This window comes from Winslowiella toletana (assembly GCF_017875465.1).
Classification (GTDB): Bacteria; Pseudomonadota; Gammaproteobacteria; order Enterobacterales; family Enterobacteriaceae; genus Erwinia; species Erwinia toletana.
This window is the reverse complement of the sequence record NZ_JAGGMQ010000001.1, coordinates 1614266-1631256: the sequence shown is the minus strand read 5'-3', so window position 1 is coordinate 1631256 and position 16991 is coordinate 1614266. Positions and strand designations below refer to the sequence as shown.

The 16991-nt window shown below is 55.4% G+C and carries 17 protein-coding genes; 7 read left to right on the top strand and 10 right to left on the bottom strand.

Annotated elements, in window-relative coordinates; all coding sequences use genetic code 11:
* Positions 1–140 precede the first annotated feature (140 nt).
* Positions 141–2189, bottom strand: a complete 2049-nt coding sequence (locus tag J2125_RS07585) for a DUF4034 domain-containing protein (RefSeq protein ID WP_017801239.1) — start codon at positions 2187–2189, stop codon at positions 141–143.
* A 272-nt stretch (positions 2190–2461) separates the two neighbouring features.
* Between J2125_RS07585 and J2125_RS07580 the strand changes: the two genes are divergently transcribed.
* On the top strand, positions 2462–3739 hold the full coding sequence (locus J2125_RS07580; protein WP_017801238.1) for an acid phosphatase: 1278 nt from the start codon (positions 2462–2464) through the stop codon (positions 3737–3739).
* A 128-nt stretch (positions 3740–3867) separates the two neighbouring features.
* Positions 3868–4767, top strand: a complete 900-nt coding sequence (locus J2125_RS07575; RefSeq protein WP_017801237.1) for a LysR family transcriptional regulator — start codon at positions 3868–3870, stop codon at positions 4765–4767.
* Positions 4768–4800: 33 nt separating this feature from the next.
* On the opposite strand, the gene J2125_RS07570 is transcribed toward J2125_RS07575, so the two are convergent.
* Both J2125_RS07570 and J2125_RS07565 read right to left on the bottom strand, forming a co-directional pair.
* Positions 4801–5109, bottom strand: a complete 309-nt coding sequence (locus J2125_RS07570) for a putative quinol monooxygenase (RefSeq protein WP_017801236.1) — start codon at positions 5107–5109, stop codon at positions 4801–4803.
* A gap of 29 nt (positions 5110–5138) precedes the next feature.
* Positions 5139–5720, bottom strand: coding sequence for an NAD(P)H-dependent oxidoreductase (locus tag J2125_RS07565; RefSeq protein WP_017801235.1), 582 nt, complete (start codon positions 5718–5720; stop codon positions 5139–5141).
* Between the two features lie 190 nt (positions 5721–5910).
* Here J2125_RS07565 and J2125_RS07560 point away from each other — a divergent pair, with 190 nt between their 5' ends.
* From J2125_RS07560 to J2125_RS07545, 4 genes are all read left to right on the top strand, one after another.
* Positions 5911–6645, top strand: a complete 735-nt coding sequence (locus J2125_RS07560; protein ID WP_100229633.1) for a transporter substrate-binding domain-containing protein — start codon at positions 5911–5913, stop codon at positions 6643–6645.
* Between the two features lie 168 nt (positions 6646–6813).
* Positions 6814–7953 (top strand): LLM class flavin-dependent oxidoreductase, encoded by a 1140-nt coding sequence (locus tag J2125_RS07555; RefSeq protein ID WP_017801233.1) that lies wholly within the window; start codon positions 6814–6816, stop codon positions 7951–7953.
* Positions 7953–8807, top strand: coding sequence for an ABC transporter substrate-binding protein (locus tag J2125_RS07550; RefSeq protein ID WP_017801232.1), 855 nt, complete (start codon positions 7953–7955; stop codon positions 8805–8807). Before J2125_RS07555 ends, J2125_RS07550 begins: the two co-directional genes overlap by 1 nt.
* The gene (locus J2125_RS07545) at positions 8804–9760 is read left to right on the top strand and encodes an aliphatic sulfonate ABC transporter substrate-binding protein (RefSeq protein ID WP_017801231.1); all 957 of its coding nucleotides are present in this window, start codon (positions 8804–8806) and stop codon (positions 9758–9760) included. Before J2125_RS07550 ends, J2125_RS07545 begins: the two co-directional genes overlap by 4 nt.
* A 46-nt stretch (positions 9761–9806) precedes the next feature.
* On the opposite strand, the gene J2125_RS07540 is transcribed toward J2125_RS07545, so the two are convergent.
* The 4 genes from J2125_RS07540 to J2125_RS07525 form a co-directional block, all read right to left on the bottom strand.
* On the bottom strand, positions 9807–10145 hold the full coding sequence (locus J2125_RS07540) for a hypothetical protein (RefSeq protein ID WP_017801230.1): 339 nt from the start codon (positions 10143–10145) through the stop codon (positions 9807–9809).
* Entirely contained in the window at positions 10142–10510 is a 369-nt protein-coding gene (locus tag J2125_RS07535) for a tlde1 domain-containing protein (protein ID WP_017801229.1), read from the bottom strand. The genes J2125_RS07540 and J2125_RS07535 overlap by 4 nt, the downstream gene beginning before the upstream one ends.
* Positions 10511–10611: 101 nt before the next feature.
* Complete coding sequence (locus J2125_RS07530) at positions 10612–11484, bottom strand: VOC family protein (RefSeq protein WP_241763952.1); 873 nt, start codon at positions 11482–11484, stop codon at positions 10612–10614.
* Positions 11484–12635 carry an amidohydrolase gene (locus J2125_RS07525; protein WP_017801227.1) on the bottom strand — a complete coding sequence of 384 codons (1152 nt, stop codon included), beginning with the start codon at positions 12633–12635 and terminating at the stop codon, positions 11484–11486. Before J2125_RS07525 ends, J2125_RS07530 begins: the two co-directional genes overlap by 1 nt.
* 246 nt (positions 12636–12881) lie before the next feature.
* On the opposite strand from J2125_RS07525, the gene J2125_RS07520 reads away from it, so the two are divergent.
* Positions 12882–14063: an amidohydrolase gene (locus J2125_RS07520; RefSeq protein ID WP_017801226.1), complete on the top strand. Its 1182-nt coding sequence runs from the start codon at positions 12882–12884 to the stop codon at positions 14061–14063.
* On the opposite strand, the gene J2125_RS07515 is transcribed toward J2125_RS07520, so the two are convergent.
* The 3 genes from J2125_RS07515 to J2125_RS07505 form a co-directional block, all read right to left on the bottom strand.
* On the bottom strand, positions 14060–14926 hold the full coding sequence (locus J2125_RS07515; protein ID WP_017801225.1) for a ketose-bisphosphate aldolase: 867 nt from the start codon (positions 14924–14926) through the stop codon (positions 14060–14062). The genes J2125_RS07520 and J2125_RS07515 overlap by 4 nt on opposite strands.
* An 87-nt stretch (positions 14927–15013) precedes the next feature.
* Positions 15014–15865, bottom strand: coding sequence for a class II fructose-bisphosphate aldolase (locus J2125_RS07510; RefSeq protein WP_017801224.1), 852 nt, complete (start codon positions 15863–15865; stop codon positions 15014–15016).
* Positions 15866–15876: 11 nt separating this feature from the next.
* Positions 15877–16968 (bottom strand): PTS fructose transporter subunit IIC, encoded by a 1092-nt coding sequence (locus tag J2125_RS07505; protein ID WP_017801223.1) that lies wholly within the window; start codon positions 16966–16968, stop codon positions 15877–15879.
* Between the last annotated feature and the right edge of the window lie 23 nt (positions 16969–16991).

Below are 16991 nucleotides of genomic sequence, written 5' to 3'. Positions count from 1 at the left end.
TCGTTCCGGCGTTAAACGTTGTCGTTTACTTACGGCGCGGCAGTGGATCTTTCAGGTAACGCTGAACATTTTTCTTATGCTTACGCTGCGCAAATACGGCGGCGATCAGTCCGAAAAAAATCATTAAATACATCATATTGTTATTCTCCTGAAGGCATCATATTCACTAAGTCCATTTGCCATGCCGGTACTTTAGAGGCGTCCTGTTTTGCGCGGATACGAAAGATAAAACGCAGAGTAAAATAGTCGGTCATCATTCGGCGCATCTGACGGTAATCCTCAGCACCATCCCAGCTTTGCGCATACTCAATCCAGTATTTCGCCAGCCACATATTTTTCGCCATACCCCGGCCATTCCAGGCTGCATAAGCATACAGATAGGCGATATAGGCGGTTTGTTGCGGACCCACTTTGCCATCCAGTAGCAGCAGAGCGCACTGCTGCTCCAGCGCAGAACGCTGATCGACAGCATCATCTGACCAGAACAGCACGCAGGCGTAATCATATCGCGCCATGGCATGCCCGCGATCTGTCGCCTCGATCAGTAATGTTATCCGCTCAGCATTCAGGCGACTGCTCTCTGCCGGTGACGATGCGGCCAGCGCCTGCTCTTCCAGCGCACGGCTCTTACGGAACAGCGCCTCGGCGGAACGCTTCTGACAGGCGATATCCAGGTAGTATTCAGCTTTATCGGCCGCGGGGGTAAGCTCCAGCCGCTCAGCCAGTTTAGGATGTTGTCCGGCAAAGAGTTCTGTTAGTAAAAGCGTGCCAGGCAGATACTCTCGGGCGCTTAGCTGCAACAAAAAATCTTTCGCCCCTGTCGCATGGCCTAAACCACAGAGGCGCTTGATAATCACCCCCAGCATCTCCACTGGCATCGACTCAGCGGAATCCAGCAGGCGCTGAAGCCACCGATCGGCGGGTTGCTGTAGCTCAATATCAGGTGTCAGATAAAGGCGGGCAAAAGCGCTGAACACCAGCTCGGTGAAATTTTCACCATTACCTTGTGTCGCTTCCAGATAACGCTTTAACAGGTGATCAGTATCAGCAACCTGGTAATCCGGGTGGGAGGTGATTTCACTTAGCCACAGGATAAGACTCTCACCGAGGCTGTAAATTACCCAGCTTTGATCGCTGTTAAGCACATACCTGATGCTGTCATAAATACGGCGGGCAAAATAAGGGCTTTGCGCGTAGAGCTTGCCATTATTATCCAGCAGGAAATGTGAACACATATCGATATAGACAATATGCGTCACCGCCATATCATGCGCTGGCATATTAAGTGATAACAGCTGGCGGAACTTTTCATCGTGCTGCTTTAATTTTTTGGCATTACTGTAATCTGGCCAGTGCTCAATGTTATTCACTTTATCCAGCATTTTGGTGCGATACAGGATATTACGCTGCGGCTCGCTCAGGCTTTGACAGTAATCACCAGCCAGAAATGTATCTATTGCCTGGTGCTTCTCATCGCCATACCAGCGTGGATAGAGGTAGTTAATGTAGAGGGTGCGGGCAACAATATTTTGCGCATCGCATTCCAGTGCACGGTTTAGCCAGTAGAGTGGCGCGAATGTAGCTTCTTCCGCGCTGGGCTCCGGCAGACCGGTGTTAAATGGTGCATCGGATAACGGTAAGCCGCCTTTTGACTGGGCAAATTCCAGGGCTGTTGAACCATACCAGGCTAAGTCGAACTGCACCGCCTCATGACGGTTGCGAAACCACTCCGGCTCCTGAAAATGGCCTGTTGCTGAAAGCAGGTGTTGATAAAGCGTTGTGCAATGATTGTCGAGGGAAATGGCTTTTGCCGCCCAGTAAAACATTAAATTGTTACTGATAGCGGCACGCTGCCACTGATTATGGCTGACAACCTCAGCGTACTGACCGCCGCGCTCTTCGCCAGCAATAGTCAGCCAGTGCTGCGCCAGTAACTGGCAGGGATAGCTGCTCATCGGCTGAGCCTGGTGCCAGTCGATTAAATATTGCGAGATGGTTTTGTGGCTGTATATTTTCGGGCTAAGCAAAAAATCAAAATCGATAATATAGAGGTAGACACTATTATCGCGATTAGCCTTAAAATCGGCATGGGCGTTGGCGAAGCATTGCGTTAGTTTTTCATACTGTTTGCTCTGCAGGTACTCTCTTAATTGTTGACGTAGAGCAAATATTTCATTTAAAGACAGCACAATGAGATCCTTCCCGTTTGGTAATAGGCATTTCATTATATGACGCTGATTGCATATTGCAGTAAATAAGGTGATAAATTTCAATATGTTTAATAACGTATTGGAACTATCTGTTATTTACTGGAGAGCGGTTTCCGCCATGACCACCTCAGGAAAGATTTTTTCTGCGCGTATCAAGGCATGTCAAAACGTTACCTTGCCACAAAAGTGTCATCCGGCACTGCCAGACTCGAAAACAGGCAAGGTAATGTTCTGATTATAAGGAAAAATAAATGAAAATTCGCTTAACGGTAGTGGCGGCTGCATTGCTGTTCGCTCAGCAGGTGCAAGCCAGTACAGCTTCTTTGTCACAAGCGGCCGCGCTGGCAAACAGCACTTCACCAGCCTCGACCAGTCAGACATTTGGCGCGCTGGAGATGCAGATCCTGCAGGCGCAGCGCAATGCGTTAAAAGGCACAGCGGCGACGCTGACGCGTGACCAGCTGGAGAAGGCGCAGCAAACGGATACCCAGGCTGACCGTGCATGGCTGAAGGCCAGCGGCTATCACTTCCAGACCAAAGCCATGCAGCAGGCGGGCATCGAACTGTTATCCGCTTTCAGCTCGCTACCGGATTCCGTATTGCAGGCCAACCGCGACACGGTGGCGTCGATCAACCTTAATGCTGTTCAGGGCACGCGGCATCAGGCGCTGGCGGATGCTGAAGGCATTTCCTGTCTCTATTATCTGGCTGATGCCCTGGGCCCGCGCTTAGGCCAGGCTTTCCTGACTGCCTATGACAAAGGCGAGCTTAGTAAAGCGGCGGCGCTGATTAAAGCCAGTGAAGTCAGCACCAGCGCAGCGAAAAAACACTTTAACTATCCGCGTCCTTTCCTGGTGAAAGGCAACAGCATTCATCTGGTGCCGGATGATGTGGTGGTGAAAGATAACCAGCCCTACACCGCCGATGGCGGCTCATTCCCGAGCGGACATACCAATACCGGCTATACCGACGCGCTGCTGCTGGCGGAAATGGTGCCGGAGCGCTTTGACTCGCTGGTGGAGCGTGGCGCGCGTTATGGCTACTCGCGTATTGTGCTGGGCGTGCATTACCCGCTGGATATTATCGGTTCCAGGATGGTAGTTCAGCGCAATGTCGCGCATTACCTTAACGATCCGCGCTATCACGCCCTGTTTAGCGAGGCGCGGGATCAGCTGCGCAGCGCGCTGGAAAAAGAGTGTGGCACCTCACTGGCTGAATGCGCGCAAACCGCTGGCAAGGATGATCCTTATCGCTCCCCGGCAATGAAAGATTTCTATCGCTTTACCATGAGTTATGGCCTGCCGCAGCAGCAGGCGTCCTCATCGCGCCTGGTGGCGCCAGAAGGGGCGGAAGTGCTGCTGGAGACCGCGTTACCTGAGCTGTCTGCCGCCCGGCGCCGTGCGTTAATGGTCAACAGCGCGTTACCGGCCGGTTACCCACTTTCCGGTTCGTCGCCCGACCAGGCGTTCTGGCAGCGCCTCGATCTGTCGGCAGCCTTTGCGCTGGCGAAGCCTGCTCACCGCCACTGATTTAGGCCAAAAATGTCAATTGATGGCCCGGAAAACATGATAAGTTGAATTAACGTTTTGCGTTAAATTTACCAAAGTCAGGGCGACAACCAGGTCGCCCTTTTTGTTTCCGGTGTGCGGGATAGTCTGTGAAAATCACCCTTGAAGAACTACGTGCCTGGGTGGTGGTGGTCGATACCGGTTCGATTACTGCTGCTGCTGAACAGCTTAGCCAGACCAGTTCCGGCATCAGCCGCGCGCTGAGCCGCCTGGAAAATAAGCTGCAAACCACTTTACTCCACCGCACCACGCGCCGGCTGGCGCTGACCGAAGAGGGGCAGGTATTTCTGGAACATGCGCGGCAGATCCTCGCCTCGGTGGAAACCGCCGAAGAGCAGATCGCCCAACGCCGTGAGATCCCATCTGGACGACTGCGGGTGAATGCCGCCACGCCTTTTATGCTGCATGTGATTGTGCCGCTGGTGGCGGAGTTTTCGGCGCGCTTTCCGCTGATCCAGCTTGAACTGCATACTGACGATGTGGTGATCGATCTGCTGGAGCAGCAGACTGATATTGCCATCCGCATTGGTGAACTGCGCGATTCAACCATCCATGCGCGCAATTTAGGCAGCAGTAAACTGCGTTTGCTGGCCAGCCCGGCCTATCTGGCAAAATATGGTCAGCCCGCCAGCGTCGCCGATCTGGCTAATCACCGGCTGATCGGTTTTACCCAGTTAGATAAACATAATATCTGGCCGGTATGGCGCAGTGAGGGGCAGTTTTTGCAGGTAAAGCCAGATGTGTCAGCCTCCAGCGGCGAAACCATTCGTCAGCTGGCGGTGTATGGGCAGGGGATTGCGCGGATCTCGGACTTTCTCAGTCGTGAGGATCGTGACAGTGGCCGGCTGGTGCCGGTGCTGGAGCAGGAGACGCAGGAGATGCGCCATCCAATCAGTGCCGTATATTACCGTAATACCACGCTATCCGCGCGTATCACCTGTTTTCTCGATTTCCTCAGCGAGCAAATCGCCAGCAAACCGTTGTTATAAGCCGGACGTAGCAAACGCTGCCCGGCTTACCGATTATTTTGCAGCTTCCAGCACAAAAATCTTCACATCCAGCACATCATCTTTAATCGCGTTGCGATGGGTTTCCATATGCGGCATCTGCTGATGCTGCTCGAGGTGACGCAGCGAATCCCAGTGTTCCAGCATAAAAATGGAGTCCGGTGAGTGTTGTTTCCACGGCACCTGCGCTTTATGGTCAAGTAGTGCCTGATAAGAGCCGCAACCCTCCTCCTGCAATACCACAGGGGTTAAACGCGCGATCGCGGCCATCACGTGGTCGCGACGGCCCGGTTTAACACAGATTTCAGCAATTACGGTCAGCATACTGCGACTCCTGAGGGCGGATAACTAAGTTAAGCAAAGATCTTGCCGAGATGCTCACGATAACGCGCGATATCGCGTGGAACATCGGGCTGCTTCATTACATCGTTGCAGATAAAGGTCGGCAAACCTTCCATGCCAAGGAACTGGTTTGCTTTATGGAAGTGCAGATACAGACCATCGACGCCGACACCTTCAAAGAACTGTTCCGGATCGGTAAAGGCCTGTAGTGGTGCGTTCCAGGTCAGCGACAGCATATAGGTTTTGCCCTGGATCAGGCCGCCGGAACCATATTTTTTCTCCGCATCGGAACGGGTGCGACCATCGCTGGCATACAGTTTGCCGTGGCCTTCGGTAAACACTTCATCAATATATTTTTTCAGGATCCATGGCTCACCCATCCACCAGCCAGGCATCTGATAAATAACCGTATCCGCCGCGAGGTACTTCTCAATTTCGGCTGAGACGTCATAGCCTTCATCCACCATGGTGATCCCGACATCATGGCCGTTATCGCGCAAAAAGGTGGCGGCAACGTTGGTCAGGGTATGGTTCAGCTCACCTTTGGAATGGGCAAACGATTTACCCGCATCAATAATAAAAATCTTGCTCATGCGCTTTTTCTTCTCCAGTTCATGAATTTAAGTCAGTGTACGCGCGTACCGGCCAGAGAAAAATGTGCGTTTGATCACAACACCTTTGCTTTGGCAGCAATAATGGCGACGGCTGGGGTAAGGTTTCCGCCGATAAAGAAACAGAAAAGAGGACAGTGCAGTGATAAATAAATTATGCGCCGTGGCATTAATGATGGTGGCAGGTGGCGCCAGCGCGCAGTCACATCTTGATCGTGTGATGCAGAGCAAAACCCTGAACGTTTGTACCACCGGCGATTACAAACCCTATACGTTTTTGCGCAGTGACGGCAGCTATGAAGGCATCGATATCGCCATGGCGCAGTCGCTGGCGGAGAGTCTGGGGGCAAAAGTAAACTGGGTGGCCACCAGCTGGAAAACCCTGACGCCGGATTTCCTGGCAAAACAGTGCGATATCGCGCTGGGCGGGGTATCCGTGACGCTGAAACGTCAGCAAACCGCGTGGTTTGCTAATCCGCTGGGCACCGACGGCAAAATTCCGCTGGTACGCTGCGCGGATAAAAAGAAATATCAGACCATCGAACAGCTGAACAAGCCGCAAGTGCGACTGGTGGAACCGGCGGGTGGCACCAATGAAGCCTTTGTCCACAGCCATCTGCCCAACGGCAATCTGACCCTGTTCCACGACAATGTCACTATCTTCCAGCAGCTGGTGGATAACAAAGCCGATGTGATGATCACCGATGCTTCGGAAGCGCTGTATCAGCAGAAACGCTATCCGCAGCTGTGTGCGGTCAACCCGGATAAGCCGATGCAGTACGGCGAAAAAGCCTGGATGTTGCCGCGCGATGATATCAGCTGGAAGCTGTACGTTGACCAGTGGCTGCATCTGAGCACCGCCACCGGTGAGTACCAGAAGATTGTCGGCCAGTGGCTGGCTATCTGAAACGCCGCCCCTACATAAGCCTGAGATTTTCTGTAGAGGCGGCGTTCTCGCCGCCTTTATACCCTCTAATGCCGCTTTCAGGCAAAGCTTACCCATTTTGATTGTTTTTCACTGGCTGACAGATTTGCTATTGCTGTGGTTCTTTTTTTTCAGCCAGGACACAACGTAATGGAAATTTACTGGTATCTCACCGCGCCAGACGGCCCGCAACCCTGGACTGCCAGCGGCAGTCGTCAGGTGAATTACGCCTATTTTCAGCAGGTGGCGCGCGCGGTAGATCATCTCGGCTTTACCGGTGCGCTGCTCGCCACTGGCGCACACGATCCCTGGATCCTTGGCGCATCGCTGATCCCCTATACCGAGCGGATGAAGTTTCTGATCGCTATTCAGCCGGGCCTGATCTCGCCGACGCTGCTGGCGAAAATGGCGGTCACCTTTAATCAGTTCTCCAAAGGGCGCGTGCTGCTGAATGTGGTCAGTGGCGACAAAAATACCCTCGGCGCTTACGGCATGCATCTTGACCATGATGAACGCTATGCGCTGAGTGATGAGTTTTTGCGTGTGCTGCGCCCGTTGCTGGCGGAGCAGCAGGTCGACTTTGATGGCGACCATTACCAGATCTCTGCGGCGAAACTGGCGCTCAGTAATGGCGGTTATCCACCGCCGTCGCTGTGGTTTGGTGGCTCGTCTGCCGCGGCACAGGAGGTCGCGGCGCAGCATATTGATACGTATCTCTCGTGGGGAGAAACCCCGCCGCAGGCCGCAGAGAAAATTGCCGAAGTGAAGGCGCGGGCGGCGAAATATGGCCGTCAGTTGCGCTTTGGTATCCGGTTGTATGTGATTGTGCGGGAAACTGATGAGCGCGCCTGGCAGGCGGTAGATGAACTCTATGCCTCAATGGATGATAAGGCGATTCAGGCACGGCAGCAGCTGGCGCAAGGCTCCGACTCGGTGGGACAGGCGCGAATGGGGGCGCTGCATAATAATCAGCGTCCGGACAATGCACGCGATCTGGAAATCTACCCCGGTCTGTGGGCTGGTATCGGGCTGGTTCGCCCCGGCCCCGGCACCGCGATTGTCGGCAGTCCGCAGACGGTAGAACGTACGCTGCGCGCCTATCAGGACGCGGGTGTTGAGGTGTTTATCCTCTCCGGTTTTCCGTTGCTGGAAGAAGCCTATCGCTTTAGCGAGTTAGTGATGCCGCTGCTGGATGTCACGCGTGACGAAAGTCCGGCGGCCGACCGCCATGATACCTTTACCTGGGGCAATCTGTGGGATCGTCCGGTCAGCGAAGTGGAGCCGAAGTGATGCAGATTCGGCTCGGCAGTCATCCCAACAATCTGTCACTGTTTATTTTACGCCATCGCGGCGTGCTGGAGCCTGCGGCGCAACAGCAAGGCTGGCAGATAGCCTGGCTCGACTATCAGCAGGGCGGTGACAGTGGCCGTTTGCTGCGCGAGGATCGGCTGGATATCGTCGGCACCGGCTCGACACCGCCGGTCACCAGCGCGGCAGGCGGGCTGGATGTCGCTTACCTCGCCAGCTCCACGCCGCGAAATGCCAACTGCGCTTTGCTGAGCGTGGCGGGCAACGATCTGACTTCGCTGCGCGCTAAACGTCTGGCGGCGATGGTGGGTTCCTTTACCGATCACTTTCTGGCGCGCCTGTTACAGCAGCAGGGTCTGCGCCGTGACGATATCGATTTACAGGATCTGCGCGGACAGGCGGCGCTGGATGCGCTGCTCAGTGGTGAGATTGATGGCTGGCTGGCGATTGATCCCTGGCTGACGCGCGCTGCCGTCACTGCAGGCGTGCAGCGTATTGCTGAAGTAGGTGAGTTAATCGTCAACCGTTCACTGTTCTGGACGCGCCGCGACTGGTCTGCGGCCCATCCGCAGGCCGCTGCCTGGCTGGTGACGCAGCTACAGCACAACGATCGCTGGATTGCGCAGCATCAGCCGGACGTGGCTGATTTACTGCACCGTCATCTGAATAACACCATTACCCGTGAAGAGTGGCAAAGCACGCTCGCCGCCCGTCCATGGGGCATTATCCCTGCCGATGCCGCACTGCTTAATGAGCAACAACAGCAGGCTGATGACCTGTACGCTGCCGGTTTTATTGACACCTCTTTTTCGTTAACACCACGGAGTAACGCATGACCCTCTGGAAAAAAAACGGCTGGCTGGGCGCACTGCTGCTGTGCAGCGCGCTTAGCGGCGCGCATGCCGCTGATGAGATTACCTTACGTATTGGTTTTCTGCGTGGGCCGACCGATCTGGCGCTGGCAAAAGAGAAAGGTACGCTGGAAAAAGCGCTGGCGGCCCATCAGGTCAAAGTGCAGTGGGCAGGGCCGTTTTCCGCTGCGGCGCCGGCTTATGAGGCGCTGAACGTTGGCTCGATTGATATGACTACCGGCAGCTCCACCGCCTTTGTCACCGCCATTGCCGCCGGATCGCCATTACGCTTCTTCGCTTATCAGGCAATGCCTGCCGACGGTGAAGGGATTGTGGTGCGTAAAGACAGCCCGATAAACAGCATCGCCGACCTGCGCGGCAAAAAGGTGGCGGTTAATAAAGGCGGCACCGGCGAATATCTGCTGTCACGCGCGCTGAGCAGCGCCGGGCTGGCGGAAGATGCGGTTCAGAAGGTCTATCTCAGTCCTTCTGACACCGGCACCGCATTTGTTGGCGGCCATGTTGATGCCTGGGCTATCTGGGATCCGTTCCTGTCGCTGGCGCAACAGAGCTACGATGCACGCCTGTTAAGCAACGGCAAAGCGGTGGGATCTGAAAACGCCGCCGGTTACTTTGTCAGCGATGCATTTTACCAGCAGCATCCGCAGGTGCTGAAATGGGTCTACGAGGTACTGCAACAGGAGAACGCCTGGGCGAAAGCGCATCCGCTGGAGGCGGGTAAAATCTGGGCGTCGCAGATGGGTCAACCCGGTGACGCACTGGCGCAGCAGCTGGGTAACGTCAATACCGTGCCGGTCACTACGCTGGGTGAAAAAGAGGTGGCGCATATCGCGCATATCGCCGCCTGGTATCAGCAGCAGGGAATTATCAAAGCGCTGCCGGATATCGCCAGCCATGTGATTAATCTGGCTGAATAACTGCCGGTAAAGGGGACTACGAGCGCCCCTTTTTATTCAATCAACATTAGTGATTGATTGAGGTTTTCGACACCTGGAAAACGTTTACCTCGCTGGCAGAGCACTCTTCCTGAGTGGCATCGCTTTGTGTAATCAGGTCATACGATTTACTGTGTTTATCATGGAAGGTAAAATGATAAACCTGAGTATACAAACCTCCCTTTTTCTTTTCAGACGCGAGTAATTTAAACTCTGTCTTTGGCTCATCCAGTTGGTTTATATCCACGATTTTTTCGTTTTTCAGCCAGACCTCCGCCATATTCATCGGCCAGGAGTGGCAATCAGGCATTCTGGCAGTAACAGACACAGAAAACAGTAGCCCGGCAGTTAGCAAAGCCTTTTTCATGGCACAACCTCCACACGACGATCTCCACTGGACCAGATTGTATGCCGGATATTCAACGGCATAACGATACACCCATTAGAAGCGCTGCCAGGATGAGCGGCACTATCACCATGTATAAGGAACCCGGCACGGCCGTACATAATGTTTGAAGGATCAGGTTGCAAACGCATGGAGTAATTACCGGTGTGGGGGTGATGAAACGGATGGCCGATAATTGTGTATTTACCTCTCGGTAGTGGCCCGGTGTCGGCAGTCGCCTGTAACTCGGGATTGTTCTTTCCACCGTCTTTGCCCGCATACCCGGTAGCGATCAGTTTACCATCCCGCGAGAGCCTTCCTGTACTCTGCTGAAAAATCCAGGTCATAATTGATATCCTTATCTTAAGTATCAGTCCATTTAAAGCCAGATGCATGATAGCGCCAAACCAGGAAAGTAAAAAATATGTTTTAAAGTCTCAAAGCGCGCTTAACGGTGAAAACGCAGCGTCAGATTAAACGCATTTGCGGCATCGACCACCAGCGCATCCTGCTGTTCACGCCATGGCACCTCGCCGCGCAGCAGGCTGGAGCGGGTTTTGGTCAGATCGTCACTTTGCAGGCTGATTGCCACCATCCGCGCCTCACCCTGATAATCAGCGGGCAACGCGCCAAAGCGGTTCTCGACATAGCTGGCGGCGGCAAAGCGCACGGTGGCCGCGCCAGCACGTAATACAAACGCGCCATCCAGACAGGCCAGAATACGATTGCTGCCAAACAGCTGACTGTAAACCTGCGCCACCCGCGCCGGATCCTGGGCGACAATGACAAATTCGCTGATATGGCTGACGGCGTTCGGATGCTGTTGCCACGCGGGTTGCCATACTGACTGCGGCGTCAGGTGCTGGCAGAAAAAACTGCGTCCGTTGGCGACCAGATCAGGGCGTAATGGCACAGTGCGAAAGCGCGCCTCCTGCTGGTTGCCATCGGGCAGGGTAACCGCACGATAAAAAGCTGCTGGCGCAGCGCCATCCAGATCCTGGCGTTGCAGATGCTGATAAACCGCATCGACATCGTCAGTCTTCCACACCAGCGCATTCAGACCCGGTGCAGAATGTTGCAAATCCGCACGCAGATGGGTGCGTCCGTTCTCCAGCCCCAGCAGCTCAAGATAGTTATGTTTAAACACCGCCAGATGATTACTGAAGCCGGTCGAATGGTGACCACGCGGTGTCAGCTGGAAACCCAGCCGCTGGTAAAGCGCGCTGGCGCTATCCAGCTGGCCGGCAACTGTGATTACCACATGATCCAATTCCGGAACCGGCACCGGAATCACCACCGCGACTCTCCTTGTTTTTGCCATCAGGATGCCAGGCTCTCCTGCTGCGTCAGAGCGAGCAGGGCGCGTGGCGCCAGCGTGGTAAAATAGTCGACCGCCGGTCCAATCAGCGCTTCAGCGGGATCAAATCCCGGATGGTGCAGACCAAATTCACTGGCGCTGCCAATGCTGACAAACGCCCCCGGGATCTGTTGCAGATAGAAAGCGAAATCCTCACCCCCCATCTGCGGCGTCGCCACCTCGCTGCGATAACCGGACTCCTGCGCCAGTTGCAGGGCAAAATCCGCCCACTCTGGCGTATTCACCAGCGCTGGCGGGCCGGCCTGCCAATCCAGCTCAGCCTCAGCGCCAAAACCGGCGGCAATACCGCTGATAATCGCCTTAATACGCTGCGGGATCTGCTGACGAATCGCATGGTTATGGGTGCGTACTGTGCCCTCCAGTTCGACAGTTTGTGGCAATACATTCCAGGTATTGCCAGCGCTAAAGCGCGTAACGCTTACCACCACTGACTCCAGTGAACTGAAGACGCGGCTCGGCAGCGCCTGCAACGCCAGTACAATCTGGCTGCCAATGACAATGCTATCCACCCCTTCATGGGGGCGGGCGGCATGCGCGCCTTTACCATTAATGCGGATCACAAAGCGATCAACATTGGCATACAGCGCGCCACCACGGGTTTTCAGCGTGCCGAGCGGCAGATCTGGTGCATTGTGCATGCCGAATATCGCCTGTACGCCCTGTAATGCCCCGGCATCGATCAGCTGCTGCGCGCCATTAAAAGTCTCTTCGGCAGGCTGAAACAGAATGCGCACCCGGCCAGGCAGCGATTGCTCCTGCTGGCGCAGACGATGCGCCACGCCGAGCATCACCGAGCTATGCACATCATGGCCACAGGCGTGCATCACGCCGGGGTTTTGCGATTTCCATGAGTGGCTGGTGTCTTCTTCAATCGGCAGTGCGTCGATATCGGCGCGCAGGGCAATCAGCCCCTGACCATGGCCGATTTCCGCCACCACGCCGGTTTTCAGCGACAGCGGCAGCAGACGAATATCCGCCTGTTGCAGCCAGCGGGTAATACGTCTGGTGGTATCGAATTCGTGGTTCGACAGTTCAGGATGCTGATGCAGCTCGCGACGCCAGCGTACCAGTTGTTCCGTGGAGATCTCCGCCATGCTTATCCTCAGGATTATGTAACCAGGAGCCAGCTGCCTATCATGTTCAATTGAGCGGTGTGAGAGAAACCAATGATTTGCACTAAGCTTTTGCGAAAATAAGCAATAGGGGGAGTGGGTGGCGGCAAAGCCAGACCGCGCCTTTCTTATGCCATTTTTTAAGGTCACTAACGCAGATTTGTTGTTTTACCAAATAAGCTCCCGATCCCACTATCAATACCATTGATAGCTGAAAAGGAATCTGTGATGAGCGAACGTCTGGAAGCCCAACTGATCACCTGGCGGCGTGAGCTGCATAGCTGGCCGGAACTGTCGAATCACGAACAGGCGACCAGCGCGCGTATTCGTGGCTGGCTGACTGAGGCGGAGATCCATATTGTTGATTACCCGATTGCCAGCGGCGTGATTGCTGAAATTGGCCACGGGGAGCCGCTGATCGCCCTGCGCGCTGATATTGATGCATTGCCGATCCATGAAGCCACCGGGCTGAGCTATCGCTCGCGCCATGAAGGGGTAATGCACGCCTGTGGTCACGATATTCACAGCGCGGTGATGCTAGGCGCTGCACGGCTGTTAAAGGCGCAGGAAGCGGAACTGCCTGGCCGTATTCGCCTGTTGTTCCAGCCGGGTGAAGAGAACTGTACCGGCGCGCGCCAGCTGATTAAAGCGGGCGCGCTGAATGGGGTGCAGGCGATTTTTGGCATGCATAATGAACCCGGCCTGCCGACCGGCACCTTCGCTACGCGTGCGGGCGCTTTCTATGCCAATGCCGACCGCTTTGTGATCCGCGTGGAGGGCAAAGGCGCGCATGCCGCGCATCCGGAGCAGGGCGTCGATGCGATTGTGATTGCCAGTCAGATTATCCAGGCGCTACAGGCGCTGACCAGCCGCAGTTTCAACACGCTGGACAGCCTGGTGCTTAGCATTACGCGTATTGACGGCGGTAAAACCTGGAACGTGTTACCCGGCGTGGTGGAGTTTGGCGGCACCGTGCGGACGCATGATTTGCAGGTGCGCGCCCGGCTGGAGCAGCGGGTGCGTAAGGTGGTGGAATCGGTGGCACAGGGTGCGGGGGCACAGGCGACGCTTAGCTGGCATCCGGGTCCGCCGGTGCTGATCAATGATGCGGCATGGGCAGCTTTCAGCAGCGAGGTGGCGCGCCAGAGTGGTTACCGGGTGCAAACCGCCGATCTGCATCTTGGTGGCGAGGATTTTGCCATCTATCTGCAGCAGATTCCGGGGGCTTTTGTCAGCATTGGCAGCGGCAGTGAATACGGTTTACATCACGGCGGGTTCAATCCTGACGAAGCGCTGATTGCCCCCGCTGCGCACTACTTCGCCGCGCTTGCCCGCCAGGCGCTGCAGCGGCTGAACCGGCAAACTACCAGCCCTGTCAGCGTGCTGACAGGGCATAATCAGCGCAATTAATGACGATACAGATGTGCTTTACCGGTACCGCCAAATAGCGCCATTTTATAGCGGATCACCTCTTTTGCCGCCTTGATCGGCTCCGGATAGATGGCATTGGGATCCCACCAGCTTTCACGGCTGAGGATCTCACGCGCTTTGGCGAAGTAAGCATATTTCATATCGCTGGAGATATTGATCTTGCCGACGCCAAGGGTCACCGCTTCCGCCACTTCCGCATCCGGATTGGCGGATCCGCCATGCAGCACCAGCGGGATCGCGACGCGCTGCGAGATATCGCGCAGGATATGCATCTGTAGCTCTGGTTTCATATTTTTCGGGTAGATGCCGTGCGCGGTGCCAATCGCTACCGCCAGCGTATCGACGCCGGTACGTTTAACGAAATCTTCCGCCTGCGCCGGATCGGTGTAGATCACTTTACTGACCCCGCCTTCAATGGTGGTGCCGGTATCGCCTATCGTCCCCAGTTCACCCTCCACCGAGATGCCAACCGCATGCGCCAGTTTCACCACTTCGCGGGTCAGCGCCACGTTTTCTTCATACGGCAACAGCGAGCCGTCGATCATTACCGAGGTAAAGCCGCACTGGATCGCACGCTGTACATGGGCAATTGAGGCACCGTGATCGAGGTGGATGACAAAAGGCACTTTACTGCGCAGGGTTCTTTCACGCACATAGGCAAAGAACTCGTCGGTCACAAACTCCAGCTCGCTGGGGTGAATCGAGATAATCGCCGGGGTATCGGTAGATTCTGCTTCTTCGACTACCGCACGGATAAAGCAGCTGTCGGCAACATTAAACGCGCCAATCGCAAAACGGTTTTCACGGGTAGGTTTCAGCATTTCGTGCATTGAAATCAACATGTTACTTCTCCATCAGGGTTAATTTTGGCATAAGTGTTCCCGCATCAGTACACAGGCACTGACGGGCATAACGGTAAAAGGGTCAGATCAGGCTTTGCTGGCGGCGCCTGACCAGCTGAGGTACTGATACACCACCTGCTGACAGGCGGACTCCATCTGCGCCAGCAGATCGGCCAGTTCGGCAGCCGGTTGCTGTTGCAGGGCAGTTTGCAGCGCATTTTTTCCGGCTTCAAACACCGCCGCGCCGACGTTGATTTTCGCTACGCCATGCTGGCTGACGCGGCGGATATCATCGGCTTTAGTGCCGCTGCCACCGTGCAGCGCCAGCGGCACGGGAGATTCGCGATGCAGCGCCGCCAGACGCTCAAAGTTAATTTGCGGCGTAACGTTCGCCGGGTAGAGGCCATGCGCGGTGCCGACCGAGACCGCCAGCAGATCGATGCCGGTCTGGCTGATAAACGGCATCACATCCTCCACCTGGGTCATTTTTACCGCCGCATCGTCGAGGTCATATACCGGCGCATCGGCGATATGTCCCAGCTCTCCTTCAACGCAGACATCGGCGGTGGATGCCATCTGCACCACCTGGCGCGTCTGGCGAATGTTTTCCGCCAGCGGATGGCTGGAGGCGTCGATCATCAGGCCGGTAAAGCCCGCGCGGAACGACTGACCAATCAGGTCAAAGGCTTTGCCGTGATCGAGGCTCAGCGCCACCGGCACCGAGGCCTGTTGCGCCAGCGCCTGCACCAGCGGCATGGCGATATGTGGCGGAAAGTGACGGCTATGGCCCTGATATACATTGAGAATCAGCGGCGCCTGCTGCTGTTCTGCGGCGGCGATGGCGGCGCGCGCAGTCTCCAGGTTAAAACAGTTAATCGCTAATACCGCGTACTGGCGCTGCCAGGCGTCATCAATCACGGCTTTCATTGAGGCGTACATAGCTGCTCCTGTTATTCGAGGGTGAATTTAATGTCTTCATCACGCACATTGTGGTCTTCGACGTCATCGAACTCTTCGTCGGCCTTGGTGACCGGTTTCTTAATCAGCGACAGCATGACGCCGCAGATGGCGGTACCGATAGCGAGTGCCAGACAGAACATCAGCGGTTTGGTAAACAGCGGCACCACAAACATTCCGCCATGCGGCACCGGCGCTTCCACGCCCCACACCATAATCAGGCCACCGGCAATCGAAGAGGCGACGACACAGCTAGCGACGACTCGCAGCAGATCCCGCGCGGCGATCGGAATCACCCCTTCGGTAATCATGCAGATACCCATCGGAAACGCCGCCTTCAGCGCCTCTTTTTCCGCCCCGGTATATTTGTGGCGCGTCAGCAGAAACGACAGGGTGATACCAAATGGCGGGATAATCGAACCGACAAACTTCACCGCTTCCGGGCCGTAGATACCATCAACCAGCATGCCGTCGGCAAACAGCGACATGGTTTTATTGACCGGTCCGCCGAAGTCGAAAGTGGCCATCGCGCCAAGGATCGCCCCCAGCAGAAACTTCGAGCCACCCTGCATCGATTCCAGTAGCGCGATCAGCGCCTTCTGTAACCAGATAATCGGCTGGCCGATAAAGGTCATCATCAGCAGCCCGGCGATAATGGTGCTCAGTACCGGCAGGATCATCACCGGCATCAGTCCCTGCATCGATTGCGGTAATTTAATGCTGCGTCGCAGCAACAGGACGGTGTAACCGACGAGAAAACCACCGAGGATCCCGCCGATAAAGCCGGTCTGAATCTGGCCGCAGATAAAGCCGACAATCAGGCCAGGGGCGAAACCAGGGCGATCGGCAATCGAATAAGCAATTGCGGCGCTAATCAGCGGCACAATCAGTCCCATGCCCCAGCCACCGATTTGATTCAGCATCCAGGCGATACTGCCGGTTTTTTCCGCGACGTTAGTGCCGCCAATCACCTGGCCGAGGGCGATACAGATACCGGCGGCGACAATCAGCGGGATCATCCACGAAATTCCGGTAAGCAGATGCCCCTTAATCTGCTGACCGACTCTGTTTTTGTTGTCGTTCATCATGTCTCTTCCGAAAAGTTAAT

What these genes read in the sequence shown, in the direction of transcription:
- J2125_RS07580 (WP_017801238.1), top strand. Translation starts at nt 2,462, where the DNA reads ATGAAAATTCGCTTAACGGTAGTGGCGGCTGCATTGCTGTTCGCTCAG.
- J2125_RS07570 (WP_017801236.1), bottom strand. Translation starts at nt 5,109, where the DNA reads ATGCTGACCGTAATTGCTGAAATCTGTGTTAAACCGGGCCGTCGCGAC.
- J2125_RS07565 (WP_017801235.1), bottom strand. Translation starts at nt 5,720, where the DNA reads ATGAGCAAGATTTTTATTATTGATGCGGGTAAATCGTTTGCCCATTCC.
- J2125_RS07560 (WP_100229633.1), top strand. Translation starts at nt 5,911, where the DNA reads ATGATGGTGGCAGGTGGCGCCAGCGCGCAGTCACATCTTGATCGTGTG.
- J2125_RS07555 (WP_017801233.1), top strand. Translation starts at nt 6,814, where the DNA reads ATGGAAATTTACTGGTATCTCACCGCGCCAGACGGCCCGCAACCCTGG.
- J2125_RS07550 (WP_017801232.1), top strand. Translation starts at nt 7,953, where the DNA reads ATGCAGATTCGGCTCGGCAGTCATCCCAACAATCTGTCACTGTTTATT.
- J2125_RS07545 (WP_017801231.1), top strand. Translation starts at nt 8,804, where the DNA reads ATGACCCTCTGGAAAAAAAACGGCTGGCTGGGCGCACTGCTGCTGTGC.
- J2125_RS07540 (WP_017801230.1), bottom strand. Translation starts at nt 10,145, where the DNA reads ATGAAAAAGGCTTTGCTAACTGCCGGGCTACTGTTTTCTGTGTCTGTT.
- J2125_RS07535 (WP_017801229.1), bottom strand. Translation starts at nt 10,510, where the DNA reads ATGACCTGGATTTTTCAGCAGAGTACAGGAAGGCTCTCGCGGGATGGT.
- J2125_RS07530 (WP_241763952.1), bottom strand. Translation starts at nt 11,484, where the DNA reads ATGGCAAAAACAAGGAGAGTCGCGGTGGTGATTCCGGTGCCGGTTCCG.
- J2125_RS07525 (WP_017801227.1), bottom strand. Translation starts at nt 12,635, where the DNA reads ATGGCGGAGATCTCCACGGAACAACTGGTACGCTGGCGTCGCGAGCTG.
- J2125_RS07520 (WP_017801226.1), top strand. Translation starts at nt 12,882, where the DNA reads ATGAGCGAACGTCTGGAAGCCCAACTGATCACCTGGCGGCGTGAGCTG.
- J2125_RS07515 (WP_017801225.1), bottom strand. Translation starts at nt 14,926, where the DNA reads ATGTTGATTTCAATGCACGAAATGCTGAAACCTACCCGTGAAAACCGT.
- J2125_RS07510 (WP_017801224.1), bottom strand. Translation starts at nt 15,865, where the DNA reads ATGTACGCCTCAATGAAAGCCGTGATTGATGACGCCTGGCAGCGCCAG.
- J2125_RS07505 (WP_017801223.1), bottom strand. Translation starts at nt 16,968, where the DNA reads ATGAACGACAACAAAAACAGAGTCGGTCAGCAGATTAAGGGGCATCTG.